We start from the raw sequence: 15,062 nt of genomic DNA on the forward strand, positions 1-15,062 counted from the left end.
TTTGACGATATCGTCGCGTTCCCATCGCGACGGCGCCCACGCGATAACTTTGAAGGGTTCGTCAGTATCCAGCCGCGCCCAATGCGACTTGTCGCCGTCGAGCCGCATTCGTCGCACAGGCGGCGAGGTGACGGACGCGATAGTTGGAAAACTATAGCATATACGCCGGTTATCTACACCCGAAGCTACATTCAAAGCATGACCTTGGGCTGGCGGCTTAATCGGCAGCGTTTACGAAATGCTAACCTTGCCGGCTTGCGAGAGTGGGCACCGCGCCAAACGACCTTCGATCAAGAACTGGCCAACGGTAGATAGTGACCATGCACAATCTCCCGATCTCCGTTGCTCTGGTCATCTGCGTGGCGGCAGCTTTTCTAGCGGTCTCGGTTGCCGCTAATGAAGATCCAACTCGTTGGGGCGAAGAGACTGCGGGAAGGGTAACGTTCTTCTGAAACCCGCTGTGATCAAAACCGGCGGAACCTTTCCTCCATCACCAGTGTTCGTTTGGTCAGGAGGATTCAACCATGCCCGACAAGCCAGCTTACGAGACAGGTGCCCGCGAGCCAATGGAGAAGAAGCAGCCCGACGCGAACGAAGATGTTTCTCAGGGCGCCGCTACCAACAAGTTGCCGCCGACGCCGTTCGGCAATTCTGAGCCCGTCGATGACGTGGACGAAAAGACCCGGCACTCCGACGGTCAAAGTCCACCGTTTGAAGGATCGCCCAGCCCTTCTACCGAGCAGATAGCGGGGGCTGGCCCCGCGATCGCTGAACGTTCGAAGGATGCCCACGCTTCGGCGCCCAATAGGCAACCGGGTGCCTATGTCGAGGATGACCCGCTGCCGAACATTCCTGACGGCGAGGCGAGCGCCGCCGAAGGCAAGCCGCGATAGCAAGGTGAGGAAATAGCAAAGTGGAAGCATACATTCGCGGCTCTATCCTGCTGCCAGTCATCAAGCGTGCCGAGCCTCCACTCCCGGCATGGAAACTACACGCTATCGAGATTGGCCATGCGGAGGCTCGACGTGCAGCGGCGAGTTCGAGGGCGAAAAAAACTTCTGTTCAGAAATCGGTTGGTCCTTCGCGCCCGGCCATTGCGTTCAGTTCCTTGGTCAGTTCAGTGCAATGTCTTCGACGCGCGTTCTTCCGCGCCAGAATAGGCTCCGGAGGAATGTATCCGTTTTCAGCGCACCCGTCACGATCCTAGTCGGGCTGGGCTTTCCGTGCAAAATCCGGTCAGCCAAATGCGCATTGGCATATTTGGACGATCGCCCCGCCTGCGACCGGGACGAGGCGTGGGAAGCAACGGTAGCGGCGTGCCGCGATGCGCTGGCGGATAGGACGGCCACCGAGGAAACAAGGAATGTGTTTGCGGTCTATGCTCGCCGGCGAGACATCCTAGTGGAGGATACGCTGACCTGCATCAAACGTCAGATCCGTAGCAGAAGGGGAGCGTGAATTGTCGCCTCTTTCTAACGGAACCATCTATGCCGTGTACGGTTCGTCTATAATTAGGAGAATCCAAGCATGCCCGAAGATCTATCACGCAAGGACGAGCAACGCGGCACCCGGAACATCATGATGTGGGGCGTGGCAATCGTTGCCGCTGTCTTTATCGCCTTACTCGCCATCTTTGTCTTCGGCGCCGGCGGTTCAGACAAGATTAAGCCGGAGACGACCGGGCAGGAAAATTACGGCACGAATGCGCCGCTGCAGACCTCCCCGCCAGCTGGGACGAAAAACGACGAGACGAACGGCGGTACCAAGTTGCCGGAAGCACAGCTATAATAAGGCACTTGACCAACGGTCCGTGAGGGATGAGTACGCTCCGGATGACGCCGATGGCCTGCCGCCATCTGATCTACGCTTCATGAATTCCTTCAGGCTTTTCCCAATCTCCGTCTCGTTGTAGACGCCCGCGCTAAATATCGACATTGCAGCACGCGCCAGATCGTCCGCGTCTCACCGGCCGGCCCCTGATGTCGTGATCTTTCCAAAGACGATCCTAAACCTTCTTCAAGGTCGCCATCTCGCTTGGGTAGGCGATGCCTGAAATCGATCCGAATCGTGCATGCACGGCTATCTCCCTCGAAAGCTGCCCGCCCGACGCGGACTTGCTCCTATAGGCGTAGGGGGCAGAGGGGCGTGCGGGCGACCCCCGACTGGTTAGCATGGCAGCGTGTTCCGCGATGAAAAACTCGCTTTGCGGACCATCCGTGCAAAGACGCAATCTCCGGATGGCTCCAAGTCAGAGCCGACTATCAACGACAGATTTGGAGTTGGTTCCTCGTGGGAACGATTTTTCTGCATCTCCGTTGCTCCTGCTTGCTATTATTGGAGCAATCTCATGCCTTCAGCACCGCGCGCTGCCTGGAAAGGCTTCCTCAGGGTCGGATCGGTGACGTGCAAGGTGAAGATCGTTGGTGTGGTGACCGAAGCGGAGAAGATCCGCTTCAACGTCCTCAATAGAAAGACCGGCAATCGCGTCCACAGCGTCTACGTCGACGAGGAGACGAACGACGAAGTGCCGGCCGACGAGCAGCAGAAGGGCTGGGAGGTCGACAAGGGCGATTTCCTGCCGATCGACGCCGAAGAGATCAAGGCGCTGAAGCTGACTTCCGAACACACGCTGGATGTCGATGATTTCGTGCCGGTCAAGGAGATCGACACCCGCTATCTCGAAAAGCCTTACTATCTGGCCCCGGCCGACGCGGTTTCAACGGAGCCCTTTGCCGTCCTGCGCGAGGCGATGGAGAAGACCGGCATGGCGGCGCGGTCTTGCGTCGTCATGTACCAGCATGGCCACGAGGTCGTCATCCAGCCCTACGGCAAGGGCATGCTGATGTCATGGCTGCGGCCTCACAAGGACGTTCTCTCCGAAAAGGAAGCGTTCGAAGGACTCCCCTCCGGCAAGCTCGACAAAGATTTGATCGACGTTGCCTCGATGCTGATCGACAAGAAGCTGACGACGTTCGATCCGACGCACTTCGAGGACAAGTACGAGGAAGCCCTGGTCGAGCTGATTGACGCCAAGAAAAAGGGCAAGAAGCCGCCTCTGCGCAAGGTCGAGAAACCCAAGGAGAACGTCGTCAACCTAGCCGAGGTGCTGCGCAAGAGCCTAGAGGCGGAAGGCGTCAAGGGACCGACCAAGAAGAAGGGCAAGGCCGCATAAGCGGGTTTGCTTCTTCTCGGGCAGCTTTGAAATCCGGCAAGATTGATGGCGGGACCTCTGACTGAATCTCGGTCCCGATATTGGAAGACAAACCATTTTCCGCCTTCGTTCTCGTTGGCGGGGAGAGAAACTCCGAAATTTGCGGTTCGAACCAGGGCCTAATCATTTCGATGGCAGACTGTTAACCGTCGGGCTCGTTTCAACGACTACCGATTTGCTACCCTCTCGGAATGTACACGGGTCGCCGCATCCCCATTGCCATTGGTAATGCCGGCTTGGCCTGCTGCCGGTTTCGTGGACACCGAGATAAGGTGTTTAACGGAACTGGAGAGTTGGAATGCAGAGAAGGAAGTTCAGCCGCGAGTTCAAACTTGAGGCAGTGAGACTGGTGAAGGAACGGGGCGTCGCGGTGACCCAGGCGGCTCGTGACCTTGATCTCCATGAGAATGTGCTGCGCAAATGGATTCGCGAGACAAGCGTTGATCCGCGACACGCCTTTCCCGGCCATGGTCAGATGAAGCTGGAGCAGCTCGAGATCGATCGGCTGCGCAAGGAAGTGGCCAAGCTGAAGGCGGAGCGCGACATCTTAAAAAAGGCCGCAGCCTACTTCGCGAGGGAAGCGATATGAGGTTCGCTTTCATTGCGAAGCACCGGAGCATCTGGCCGGTGGCATGGCTATGCGACGCTCTGGATGTGTCCCGTTCGGGCTTCCATGCCTGGCTCAACCGCACCCCCAGCACGCGCTCCCGGCACGACGAGGTGCTGGTGACGGCGATCGATCGCAGCTTCAAGAGCAGCGACCGAACCTATGGCGCTCGCCGCGTCTGGCATGACGTGCTGGCCGAGGGTCTCTCCTGCGGCTTGCATCGCATCGAGCGGCTCATGCGTCAGAACGGGCTGCGTGCCCGGCCGCGGCGTCGTGGGCTACCGAAAGACACCGGCGAGCGAGCCGCAATGTCGGACAATATCCTCGACCGCGCTTTCGAGGCCTCGGCCCCGAACCAGAAGTGGATCGCCGACTTCACCTACATCTGGACCGCCGAAGGATGGCTCTACGTTGCCGCCGTGGTCGACCTATTCTCCCGGCGTGTCGTCGGTTGGGCGATGAAGGCGGAGATGACGGCCCAGCTTGTCACCGACGCTCTCATCATGGCGATCTGGCGCAGAGGCAAGCCGGACAGTCTGCTGCATCACAGCGACCAGGGCAGCCAATATACGAGCGAACAGTTCCAGCGCCTGATGGCCGATCACGGCATCACCTGCTCGATGAGCCGGTCGGGCAACGTCTGGGACAATGCTGCGATGGAGAGCTTCTTCTCGTCGCTGAAAACCGAGCGGACAGCACGCAAGGTTTACAGGACGAGGGATGACGCCAGGGCGGATGTGTTCGATTACATCGAGCGCTTCTACAATCCCCGGCGACGGCACTCGACATTGGGATATATGAGCCCGGTCGAGTTCGAAGAGAAAGCTATGTTAGCTTAACCTCGTGTCCGAAAAACCGGCAGCAGGCCAGAGCGCCAGTTCGAGGACCGCCGTCCGGTCCTTGAGTAATTCCTCGTTCGGGATGCGCCAGCCATCCAGGAACAGCAGCGGCGGAATGAAGAGGAGGAAGAAGATTTGCGGGTCAAGTTCGACACGCAGATTGGCGATAAGGCCGATTATCCCGCCCAGGACGATCTGAACCAGTGGTCGGGGGACCGGCAGCGGTAACAGGCGCGAGATGAAGCCGCTTACGACCACCGCGACCATGAGAATAAGGACGATTGTAATGGTTTCCAACGAAGCGCCTTGTTCCTGATATCGCTTTCGTGAACCTCGTTTTAAAGCGGTTCGCGACATTCGTCTTTAAGAGATATACACTTGCCCATGAACCGATGCCCGGTGCGCATGCTGCAATGGGTTCGGCCTGGGTTAGGCCAGTTCCAGCAATGATCGACTTCGATAATGTCGCTGATGCGCAGACGCTCGCGCAAGCGATCGTCAATACGATCCCAGAGCCGTTTATCGTGCTGGACGACGGGCTTCGCGTGCTGGCAGCCAGCCGCTCGTTCTATGAGACGTTCAAGGTCGACCCTGTGCAAACCCGGGGCTGCCTGTTCTTTTCGCTCGATGGCGGTCAATGGGACATTCCCGCGCTGCGCGATCTTCTTGAATCGGTCATTCCCAGACAAGCTGCGATGGACGATTTCGAAGTCGAGCATGATTTTCCAGCGCTTGGTCACAGGACGATGCTGCTCAATGCGCGGCAGGTCATTTACGACGATACACCCGCTTCGACGATTCTCCTGGCTTTTGTCGATGTAACCGAGCGTCGGGCCACTGAACGGAAGAAAGACGATCTGCTAAGACAGACGGAGGAGTGGCTTCGTCAAAAAGACGTTCTCCTTCAGGAGATGCAGCACCGCGTCGCCAACAGCTTGCAAATCATAGCGAGCATCTTGTTACTGAAGGCGCGAGCCGTGACGTCGGAGGAAACGCGTCATCACTTGCAGGACGCCCACCAGCGCGTGATGTCGGTGGCGGAAATTCAACGACATCTCTATCCGGCCCTCAACGCCGACGAGATCGCGGTCGATTCCTATTTGTCGAAACTTTGCGCCAGCTTGGCGTCATCGATGGTGGCCGAAAGCCAATGGATCACCGTGAAGGTCATGGCGAACAAGGGTTCCGTCCGGTCCGACAAGGCCGTCAGTATCGGCCTCATCGTCACCGAACTGGTCATCAACGCGATCAAATATGCTTTTCCCTCGGGGCGCCCTGATGCTCAGATTCTTGTTACGTACGAGATCGACGACCAGGACTGGAAGCTAATCGTGTCAGATAATGGTATCGGAAAGAACGTCGCCGACGCGGCTGAGGTGACCAGCGGGCTCGGAACCGCAATTATCGAGGCTCTCGTGCGTCAGCTCGATGCGCGAATGAACATTGCAAGCAACGCCACAGGTACCAAGGTGTCGATTACCCGGGCAACATTCACGTCTCGCATGCCGCATGCGGCCCGAACCAAGCGGATTGCGGATTCAATTAATACAGCCACGATCCACCTTCGGCGCAAAGGCTCGGTTCGCCAGATTGGAAACAGCAGCCTACCCTCACCGGAAGCGGGACGACCGCTCGATGAGGTCGATCATGCGGGCCGCTGCATGGATGGTCAGGGGATGATCCGTAAAGCCCGGCCTCGGCGAGATGTACCCGGCCATTTCGCGGGCCAGTTCGAGCTGCTCGTTCGATGCCGTGGCAAGCAGCGAAACCAGCAGGTTCTCCAGCGCGATGACCCGCACGCGAAGCGTGACAATATCCGCATTGCTCATTTCCGGAGCCGGGATTTGCTCCTTGTCAGCCGCGAGTTCGCCGACGGACCCTGCGGCCCCGCCTTCGTTATCCCAGCGTGATAGCGCCTCTCGGCGCTGGTTATCCTGGCTCGACGCCTCTGGATTCCGATTGGGCATCTCGGCTCCTTTCCAAATATCCTTCATCGGCTCGGAAACAGGTCGCGCGGCGGGCAGAACCGGCGATGGCCGCTCGGGGTGGCCTATCGATACCCGATCCCCGATACGTAGTCGCGAAGCAATTCTTCCTCGTTCTCCGCTTCCGACAGCAGAGCCTGCAAAGCCTCCCGCGCATAGATGATGCCGAGGGGTCTGCGTCCTTCATCGAGGACCGGAACACGTTGCAGGCCCCGTTCCCTCATTGTCGACCAGACATCGAGCAATAGCTCGTGTGCCCGGCAATAGGTGACATCACGGGTCATGATGGCGTCAACCCTGGCGGTGCAGCCGGCGCCCATGCAGCGACCGATCTGGCCGACGATGTCGGTCTTCGTCAAAACACCGACCATGGCGCCGCGGTCGCACACGACGATGAGATCGGTGTGAGGCCTGGACATCAGCGCGGCCGCTTCCCTGACCGGTGCTTGCGCTTCTATGACGGCCAGGCGCTCGATCGCCCGTGGCAAAAATTCCTGACGATCATTGTACCGGCTCCTGTATCGCTCTATTCGCCGGCCGAATCTCTCGCTCGCGCCGTCGTTGCCACGAACGATCAAATCGGCATGCGGTAACCGTAGAATTCGTGGTCCTCATTATAGCCGCCCTGACCGGCGCCGAGATCGGCGAAATCCTGAACGAACTCGATCGCCGCTATCCACTTGACCATCTTGAAGCCCAGCTCATTTTCACAGCGCAACCGCAAGGGCGCGCCATGCAGGACGCTGACCGGCGCGCCGTTCATCTCGTAGGCGAGGATGGTCAGTTCGTGGCGCATGTTTTCAATCTTGTGGACATCGTAGTAGCGCCCGCCGTCGGCGCCGTCGGCAAGGGAATAGAACACGGCGTAACGGGCCTCCGACGTCGGCTTCACGATGTCGAGGATGTCGCGCATGGCAACGCCGCCCCATTCGGCGACGCCGGACCAGCCCTGGATGCAGAAATGCGTCGTGATTTGCTTCTGTTTGGACATCGCCCCGATATCAGCCAACGAGAATTCCTGCGGCCGCTCGACGAGGCCGCCGACGCGCAACCGGTAGCTGGCGAAATTCTCCGCCACGAGATTGTCAAACTCCTTTGAGTTGGGCATCGTGCCGTTTAGCCAGAAATACGGAGAGATGTCCTTCTTTGTGAGCTGCGAGCGGGCGTCCCAGCCTTCGGCCAGCCCCATCAGCCAGCCGATCATGAACGCGCCCGCGCGCTGCACGAGGCGCGCGTGGCGGATGGTGAAGGGCGAGACGACGAGCCAAGTCGCGATCAGCACCGCCATCGCCATCAGGAAAAAAGGAAACCCGGCCCACGAGGCATCGTCGACGCCGGCGAACATGTGATTGGTGTTCTGCCTTATGCCGGTGACGAACACCATGGCGCCATGCGCCAGGATGAAGCCGACGAACCAGGCGAACGCGATGAAGTGGACCGAACGCATCGCCTGCCGGTTGAACAGCCGGCCGAACCAGCCCGACGCATTGGAGACCGCCGGGCTCTGCATCAGGCCGGTGAAGATCGAGACCGGCGCCGCGACGAAGACGGTGATGAAGTAGCTGAGTTGCTGGAGGCCGTTGTAGCGCGTCCAACCCTCGTCGACCGGGAAGTTCAGCGACGCATACTGGATCGCCGTCGAGAGCGCTGCCGGGAAAACTTCCCAGGTGATGGGCACCAGCCTGCGCCACTGGTCGGTGGTAAACAGCAGTACGTAGAAGGCGACGCCGTTGATCAGCCACAACAGGTTGACCGAGAAATGCCACCAGCGCGACAGGCCGAGCGTGTGGCGCAGGCCCGGAATGCCGAGCCATGTCGGCAGCGTGACGGAATCATCCTTCGCGGTCCATATGCGACCTTTCGGGACAGGCACCTGGAATCGAAACCAATCGCTCCCCGGCGTGCAGTCGCGTCCCCAATAGAGCCGCGGATGGTCGGCCAGAATCTGTATCCCCGCGCGCATGATGAACAGCATGAAGAACATGTTGAGGAAATGCTGGAGTTGCAGCCACCACGGGAAGCCCGAGTCCACCAATGGTGCCGATTGGGCGATGCCGGGATGGTTCTGGATGAAGGCCGCCACGCCGGGAAGCTCACGCAGGCTTTGCGCCAGCGCGATCAGGCAGAGCAGCGCGGCGACGCCGATCGGCAGAAACCATAACGTATTGATCCAGCGGCTCCCGATGCGGATGTGGGGGAAAATTCCCTGCTGTGGCGGCATCCAGTGATTGAGACGGATGCGGTCGCCGGCGTCGCTAAGCTTATAGCGAAGCGGTTCGGGTGAGGGGGGTGGGGAAGTCGTGGACATTGGCGATCGCTTTCTATCATCGATCGCGCCTGGCAATGATGACGTCAGTCGCGAAGTTTGGTGAGCGCCGAACCGCTGTGGAAGGCGATGTGTTCGGTCTTGCCGCTCTTGATTTCGTATTGCGGCACTTCCGCACTCGCATGATGCGTGTAGCCGTTAACTGCGAAATCTTGCGTATGAAGGCGAATAACCGTGCCGCTGACGCGCCCGGCTTCGGAATTCCAGCTCACGTGATCGCAGACATCGAATTGATCCGGCATGGAAGGATTCCTCCGAAAGGCTTGCATCTGAAGGCATCGTCGCATGGTATTCAACCTTCACGCTTAAATTGATGACTGAAAGCAAGACGGTTAAACTGCTACACCATACTCTGGTCTCTCAACGATGAGGCTGGGACTTGATTGTCGGGAAGTCAGTCCGACACCTCATAAGTCCACACCCGAAACGCTTTAAGGACATGGGGGCCGAACGAATTGATCAATGGGATGTCGGCGGCATCACGGCCGCGTGCCACCACGATCCTGCCGATCCGCGGTGTGTTGTTGCGCGGATCGAATGTGTACCATTCGCCGTCGAGGAAGACCTCCATCCATGCGCTGAAGTCCATTGGATCGACGACCGGCACGCCAATGTCGCCGAGATGGCCGTTGACATAACGGGCGGGAATGTTGAGGCAGCGGCAGAACGCGACAGCAAGGTGGGCGAAATCGCGACAGACGCCAACGCGTTCGTGATAGACCTCGAAGGCCGTGCGCGTCGGCCGGGCCTGCATGTAGTCGAAGCGGATGTGATTGTGGACGAAGTCGCAGATCGCCTGCACGCGACCCCACCCGGGCGAGATCGTGCCGAAAAGGTCCCACGCGGTCTGGCTGAGACGATCTGTCTCGCAATAGCGGCTGCCCATCAGGTAGACGAGGTTGTCGTCCGGCAGTTCTGGAACCGCGAGTTCGCGCGCACCAGGCAGCGCCCTGTCCAACTGACCGTCGTCCCTGATCGTCGCATCGCCCCACATGGTCAGGTCGCCGGCCGGCGCGACGAGACGCCGGCAACGGTTGCCGAAGAGATCGCGGTAGGTCGAGATCGATACCTCGGGGGTGGTGAATGTCGTTTCCGGCACCCTGATGTCGGTCGCGCGGTCCTCATGGACCGATAACAGGCACACAAGGGCCGTGGGCTGCTGGCATGTCAACGTGATCTCATAGCCATAGCGGATCAGCATGGAAATCCGCCTAGTGGAGATCCGCAGCGGTCAGCGTGTAGGAATCGCGCCTGCCGTGCGAATAGGCCTTGCGCGCGACATCATAGATAGACGTGCGCAAGGCGTCGAAAGCCGACAGGCACTTCGCTTCCAGCGCGCCCGCCTCGCGTTTGGTGTCGGGCTTCGCGAGCGCATCCGCCTCGATGAAGAAGCGGATCTGGAACATGCCGTCATGACCCACGAAACGAACGGCGTTGCGCGCTTCGTCGAAGCTGCGGCTTGGGTTGGGAAAGGCCAGCGTCATGACCTGCGCTCCGCCGGTTTCGGGATTGCCCTGAAGGGCGAGAGTTCAATGCGTTCCCTGCGGCGCTCGGCGTTGCGAAGGTTGAGACACAACATGCCCCGCGTGGCGTCCGATCGACTCAGGCCGGTCATGGCATCGCTGCCGAAGCGCGCCGGAATGCCGGTAAAGACGTGATAGATCGTCCAGGAACGGTCGGCTTCGATACGGCGGCCATATTGATGGTGCATGGAATCCTGACCGGGCGCGCCGCCTTCGTTTTCCCAGACGCTGATCGCGGCGGCAATTCGCTTCCGTTCAGTCTCCGTGAGGTGCTGCATATTCATGGTCATTGCCTTCCTTCGTCCACCGCTTCCGAGCCGATGATGCCGCAGTAGTGTATTCTGCCGTTCGCGTCGGTGATCGTCATGGAGTCGGGACGCTGTGGCATGTCGAGGGTCCGCGCCAACAGCCGCGCGGCTGCGATGGCGCCGTCGAGATCATCGACCTCCACGGTTTCGCGGCCGACGACGGCATGGGCATCATCCGCGCCGCGGGTCCGGTAAAACTCGATTCCGATCTTCACCACTCGTACCTGCTCAACCGCATCGAGGCCGTCAATCCCTGCCTTTGCGAACCGAAACGTTGCTGTTCGCGGCGAGTTTGACCGGGTTGCTGGATCCTCCTTCAGGCTTGGGCGACGCCTTTTCCTGCCTCGGCTTCCTGATCTCGCGATTGCCGCGGTTCTGTCCTTTGGCCATGATCGAACGTCCTTTCGAGAAGGGTTGCGCCGTCGCCGGATTGCAAAAAGCGGACGGCTTCGAGGCTGTCCTGTGTCGTCACCCGCTCATGACGCTCGTCATCGTTGCGGATGCGGTATTGCGGCGAATCTCCCCGCGGCGGCAGCGTGCCGGTGATGTGATAGATTTCCGCGCTCTTCGGGAATGTGCCGAAACTGCCGCGCAGGCGCACCGTTTGCCCAATGGCGAAAAGATGCGTCGGAGCCTCGCGGCGATTGGCACGCGCGTTGCGCCGCAGAATGCTCATGGCGGTCATGGTTGCTTATCCTTTTCGAGTGCGGCATCGAGATCCGCCGGATTGATCGGCACCATCTGATGCGTCGATCCGCGCGTCCCGATGCTCGGCAAGTGGATGAAAGCGCCGATACGCCGCCAGGCAAGCCAGTAGGCGCCCTCGATCGCTTCCTCGTCATGGTCGACGCGATAGTCTCCGGCCGGCTGCAGCGTATCGAAGTCCGGCAGCCGGAACGGCGCGGAGAAATGGACGACGGTCTGTGTGGTACGGCTGGCCATGGTTGCGATTTCCGCAGGAGCACGCAAAGGCGCCTCCTGCATTATTCCCATCCGAACCGGAACGATGCCGACGCTGCCAGTACATCCGTGGTCAGCGCCGGCGTTCATTCCGAGGTTCGAACGGAACGACACATGCGCCGGATTGGCGCAATAAAGCCGCTATCGAGAATTCGGTAGTGAATGGCGGGTCTCTGACACCGCTAAAGCCAAATCGGCCAAATCAACGAGCCACGTATATGCGCTTCAATTGAGCTGCGAACAAGGCGCGGAATAGTTTTTTATTTATGGACACGAATTAAAAATCTCAATTTACGTAAAATAAACAATCGCTTGAAACCAAAATACGGCCCTTGAAAAGTGATAATTTCTGAAAATTATTTAAGATAGTCAGAGAGGTATTTTGAAATACGCAAGAATTAATTTTGGCAGTCCTATCAATCGAGTGCCAAACGCCCTATGTTGGTGATGTGGCAGCCCTACGCGCGGCCGCAGAAAGATCCCAATGAAATTCCGTCCGCTCCACGACCGCGTCGTCATCCGACGCGCGGAAGGCGATTTGAAATCGAAGGGCGGGATCATCATTCCCGATACCGCCAAGGAAAAGCCGCAGGAAGGCGAGGTGGTCGCCTCCGGACCTGGTTCTCGGGACGAAAACGGCACCCTGATCCCGCTCGACGTCAAGGCGGGCGACTTCATCCTGTTCGGCAAATGGTCCGGCACCGAGGTCAGGATCGACGGCGAGGACCTCCTGATCATGAAGGAGGCTGACATCATGGGCATCGTCGAAAAGACCGAAGCGGCCGCCGGCAAGGCCGCCTGACCGCGTCCCCATTCAAGATCGGCCTCATTCAAGAATCGATTGGACAAACATCATGTCTGCCAAGGAAATCAAGTTCTCCACCGACGCGCGCGACCGAATGTTGCGTGGCGTGGAACTGCTCAACAACGCCGTCAAGGTGACGCTGGGACCGAAAGGCCGCAACGTGGTCATAGACAAGGCCTACGGCGCGCCGCGCATCACCAAGGACGGCGTCACCGTCGCCAAGGAGATCGAGCTGGCCGACAAGTTCGAGAACATGGGCGCGCAGATGGTGCGCGAAGTGGCGTCCAAGACCAACGATCTTGCCGGCGACGGCACCACCACGGCCACCGTGCTTGCCGCGTCGATCCTGCGCGAAGGCGCCAGGCTGGTCGCCGCCGGCATGAATCCGATGGACCTCAAGCGCGGCATCGATCTCGGCGTGGCGGCCGTCGTCAAGGAAATCCAGGGCAATGCCAGGAAGGTCAAATCGTCCGACGAGATCGCCCAGGTCGGCACCATCGCCGCCAATGGCGACGCCACTGTCGGCGCCATGATCGCCAAGGCGATGGACAAGGTTGGCAACGAGGGCGTCATCACCGTGGAGGAAGCCAGGACGGCAGAGACCGAACTCGACGTGGTCGAGGGCATGCAGTTCGATCGCGGCTATCTTTCGCCCTACTTCGTCACCAATGCCGAGAAGATGCGCGTGGAACTGGAGGACCCCTACATCCTCATCCACGAGAAGAAGCTCGGCAATCTGCAGGCAATGCTGCCGATCCTCGAAGCCGTCGTGCAAGGCGGCAAGCCGCTGCTGATCATCTCCGAAGACGTCGAGGGCGAGGCGCTGGCCACGCTCGTCGTCAACAAGCTGCGCGGCGGCCTTAAGGTCGCCGCCGTCAAGGCGCCCGGCTTCGGCGACCGCCGCAAGGCCATGCTGGAAGACATCGCCGTTCTGAGTGCCGGCCAGATGATCTCCGAGGACCTTGGCATCAAGCTGGAAAACGTCACGCTGGACATGCTCGGACGCGCCAGGCGCGTCGTGATCGAGAAGGACACGACCACGATCATCGACGGCGCCGGCGACAAGGCCGGCATTGCCTCGCGCATCGCCCAGATCAAGGCCCAGATCGAGGAAACCACCTCCGACTACGACAAGGAGAAGCTGCAGGAGCGGCTGGCCAAGCTCGCCGGCGGCGTCGCGGTGATCCGCGTCGGCGGCGCGACCGAGACCGAGGTCAAGGAAAAGAAGGACCGCATCGACGATGCGCTGAACGCCACGCGCGCGGCGGTCGAGGAAGGCATCGTTCCGGGCGGCGGCGTCGCGCTGCTGCGCGCCAGGGCCGTGCTGGCCTCGCTGACGGGCGCCAACGCCGACATCACCGCCGGCGTCTCGATCGTGTTCAGGGCGCTGGAAGCGCCGGTCCGCCAGATCGCCGAAAACGCCGGCGTCGAGGGCTCCATCGTCATCGGCAAGCTCGCGGACAGCAAGGATCACAACCAGGGCTTCGACGCGCAAACAGAGACCTATGTCGACATGATCAAGGCCGGCATCATCGATCCCGCCAAAGTGGTGCGCACCGCCTTGCAGGATGCCGGCTCGATCGCCGCCCTGCTGATCACGGCGGAAGCGATGATTGCCGATATCCCGACAAAGGAGTCCGCCCCCTCGGCAGCCGCAAACGGCGGCATGGGCGGCATGGGCTACTAGGCGCATCGACGGTCGCGGATGCCGGGACGGCATCTACCGATTTCGCATTTCGTTTCAGGCGGTCGCGCAGAGCCGACATGCGAAGGCAGTGCCTCAACTCTCCGCCGACGGCGGCGGAGGGCAATCGGAACTTCAATCGGAAAGGATTGACACCATGGCCATGCAAAGCACGACGAAACGATCTCTCTCGCGGCGCTGGGAAGACTATCAGCCAACGAAGACCATGCTGGTCTGGGCGTGTATCGCGGCGATCGTCGCCACGATGGTCGTCGGCTTCAGCTGGGGCGGCTGGGTGACCGGCGGCACCTCGCAGGCGATGGCCGCGACAGCAGGTGACAACGCGCGGGGAGAACTGGCCTCCGCCATATGCGTCGAACGGTTCAACGCGGCGCCGGACAAGGCGGCGAAACTTGTCGAGTTCAAGGCCCTCAGCGACGGCTACACGAAACGCCAGTTCATCGAGGCCGGCGGCTGGGCGACCATGCCTGGACAGACCAGCCCCGATAGGCTGGGTGTTCAAGGCTGCGCCACGGCTCTCGCCGCATAAACCTTCGAGAAGAGATATCCCTGATCGCCGGACAGATTTCCGACGATCTCTTTCCATCCACCAAAAGGAGTCCATTCGATGACCGACTCTGTCAGGAAAACCAATCCGAAGCCGGCAACGGAAGAGTACGAACAAAACCGCTTCGAAAGCATCCGCAAGGCGGCTGCCGAACGGCGCCGGAAAGCCGACACCGACGGCACACGCCGGCGTGCCCGCCAGACGGCCGAGGACAACCGTCTGCTATGAAAACGCAAGCGTAACCAC

General features: G+C 60.0%; 17 protein-coding genes and 2 pseudogenes. 9 read left to right on the forward strand and 10 right to left on the reverse strand.

The window, feature by feature from the left end; genetic code table 11:
• Positions 1-524: 524 nt before the first annotated feature.
• From FGU64_RS23655 to FGU64_RS21455, 4 genes are all read left to right on the forward strand, one after another.
• On the forward strand, positions 525-893 hold the full coding sequence (locus FGU64_RS23655) for a hypothetical protein (protein ID WP_246671184.1): 369 nt from the start codon (positions 525-527) through the stop codon (positions 891-893).
• A gap of 634 nt (positions 894-1,527) precedes the next feature.
• Positions 1,528-1,788 (forward strand): hypothetical protein, encoded by a 261-nt coding sequence (locus FGU64_RS21445; protein WP_139954959.1) that lies wholly within the window; start codon positions 1,528-1,530, stop codon positions 1,786-1,788.
• A gap of 559 nt (positions 1,789-2,347) precedes the next feature.
• Positions 2,348-3,172, forward strand: a complete 825-nt coding sequence (locus FGU64_RS21450) for a Ku protein (protein WP_139954960.1) — start codon at positions 2,348-2,350, stop codon at positions 3,170-3,172.
• Positions 3,173-3,509: 337 nt separating this feature from the next.
• A protein-coding gene (locus tag FGU64_RS21455; RefSeq protein ID WP_139950891.1) for an IS3 family transposase occupies positions 3,510-4,657 on the forward strand; the annotation gives its coding sequence in 2 pieces (ribosomal slippage) (positions 3,510-3,756 and positions 3,756-4,657; 1,149 coding nt in all).
• Between the two features lie 30 nt (positions 4,658-4,687).
• On the opposite strand, the pseudogene FGU64_RS21460 reads toward FGU64_RS21455, so the two are convergent.
• Positions 4,688-4,954 (reverse strand): annotated as a pseudogene (locus FGU64_RS21460) (cation:proton antiporter); the annotation flags it as partial.
• Between the two features lie 149 nt (positions 4,955-5,103).
• Between FGU64_RS21460 and FGU64_RS21465 the strand changes: the two are divergent.
• Positions 5,104-6,171, forward strand: a pseudogene (locus FGU64_RS21465) (histidine kinase dimerization/phosphoacceptor domain -containing protein); the annotation flags it as partial.
• Between the two features lie 536 nt (positions 6,172-6,707).
• Here FGU64_RS21465 and FGU64_RS21475 read toward each other — a convergent pair.
• The 9 genes from FGU64_RS21475 to FGU64_RS21515 form a co-directional block, all read right to left on the reverse strand.
• Positions 6,708-7,220, reverse strand: a complete 513-nt coding sequence (locus FGU64_RS21475) for a CBS domain-containing protein (RefSeq protein WP_246671185.1) — start codon at positions 7,218-7,220, stop codon at positions 6,708-6,710.
• The gene (locus tag FGU64_RS21480; protein ID WP_139954962.1) at positions 7,217-8,950 is read right to left on the reverse strand and encodes a molybdopterin-dependent oxidoreductase; all 1,734 of its coding nucleotides are present in this window, start codon (positions 8,948-8,950) and stop codon (positions 7,217-7,219) included. Before FGU64_RS21480 ends, FGU64_RS21475 begins: the two co-directional genes overlap by 4 nt.
• Before the next feature lie 44 nt (positions 8,951-8,994).
• On the reverse strand, positions 8,995-9,210 hold the full coding sequence (locus FGU64_RS21485; RefSeq protein ID WP_139954963.1) for a DUF2945 domain-containing protein: 216 nt from the start codon (positions 9,208-9,210) through the stop codon (positions 8,995-8,997).
• A gap of 152 nt (positions 9,211-9,362) precedes the next feature.
• Entirely contained in the window at positions 9,363-10,169 is an 807-nt protein-coding gene (locus FGU64_RS21490; protein WP_139954964.1) for a transglutaminase family protein, read from the reverse strand.
• Positions 10,170-10,179: 10 nt separating this feature from the next.
• A complete protein-coding gene (locus FGU64_RS21495) occupies positions 10,180-10,452 on the reverse strand; it encodes a DUF1488 domain-containing protein (RefSeq protein ID WP_139954965.1) in 273 nt (90 codons plus the stop codon).
• Positions 10,449-10,775, reverse strand: a complete 327-nt coding sequence (locus tag FGU64_RS21500) for a hypothetical protein (RefSeq protein ID WP_139955499.1) — start codon at positions 10,773-10,775, stop codon at positions 10,449-10,451. Before FGU64_RS21500 ends, FGU64_RS21495 begins: the two co-directional genes overlap by 4 nt.
• Before the next feature lie 2 nt (positions 10,776-10,777).
• Positions 10,778-11,014, reverse strand: coding sequence for a hypothetical protein (locus tag FGU64_RS21505; RefSeq protein ID WP_139955500.1), 237 nt, complete (start codon positions 11,012-11,014; stop codon positions 10,778-10,780).
• A gap of 101 nt (positions 11,015-11,115) precedes the next feature.
• Positions 11,116-11,484 (reverse strand): hypothetical protein, encoded by a 369-nt coding sequence (locus FGU64_RS21510; RefSeq protein WP_139954966.1) that lies wholly within the window; start codon positions 11,482-11,484, stop codon positions 11,116-11,118.
• Positions 11,481-11,741 carry a hypothetical protein gene (locus tag FGU64_RS21515; protein ID WP_139954967.1) on the reverse strand — a complete coding sequence of 87 codons (261 nt, stop codon included), beginning with the start codon at positions 11,739-11,741 and terminating at the stop codon, positions 11,481-11,483. Before FGU64_RS21515 ends, FGU64_RS21510 begins: the two co-directional genes overlap by 4 nt.
• Positions 11,742-12,243: 502 nt before the next feature.
• Between FGU64_RS21515 and FGU64_RS21520 the strand changes: the two genes are divergently transcribed.
• From FGU64_RS21520 to FGU64_RS23360, 4 genes are all read left to right on the forward strand, one after another.
• A complete protein-coding gene (locus tag FGU64_RS21520; RefSeq protein ID WP_139954968.1) occupies positions 12,244-12,561 on the forward strand; it encodes a co-chaperone GroES in 318 nt (105 codons plus the stop codon).
• A 52-nt stretch (positions 12,562-12,613) separates the two neighbouring features.
• Positions 12,614-14,251, forward strand: coding sequence for a chaperonin GroEL (gene groL / locus FGU64_RS21525; protein WP_139954969.1), 1,638 nt, complete (start codon positions 12,614-12,616; stop codon positions 14,249-14,251).
• Positions 14,252-14,405: 154 nt separating this feature from the next.
• The gene (locus tag FGU64_RS21530; protein WP_139954970.1) at positions 14,406-14,798 is read left to right on the forward strand and encodes a hypothetical protein; all 393 of its coding nucleotides are present in this window, start codon (positions 14,406-14,408) and stop codon (positions 14,796-14,798) included.
• Positions 14,799-14,876: 78 nt separating this feature from the next.
• On the forward strand, positions 14,877-15,044 hold the full coding sequence (locus FGU64_RS23360) for a hypothetical protein (RefSeq protein WP_180375583.1): 168 nt from the start codon (positions 14,877-14,879) through the stop codon (positions 15,042-15,044).
• The last annotated feature ends 18 nt before the right edge of the window (positions 15,045-15,062 follow it).

The sequence above is a fragment of the Mesorhizobium sp. 8 genome (genome assembly GCF_006351905.1).
Taxonomy (GTDB): Bacteria; Pseudomonadota; Alphaproteobacteria; order Rhizobiales; family Rhizobiaceae; genus Mesorhizobium; species Mesorhizobium composti.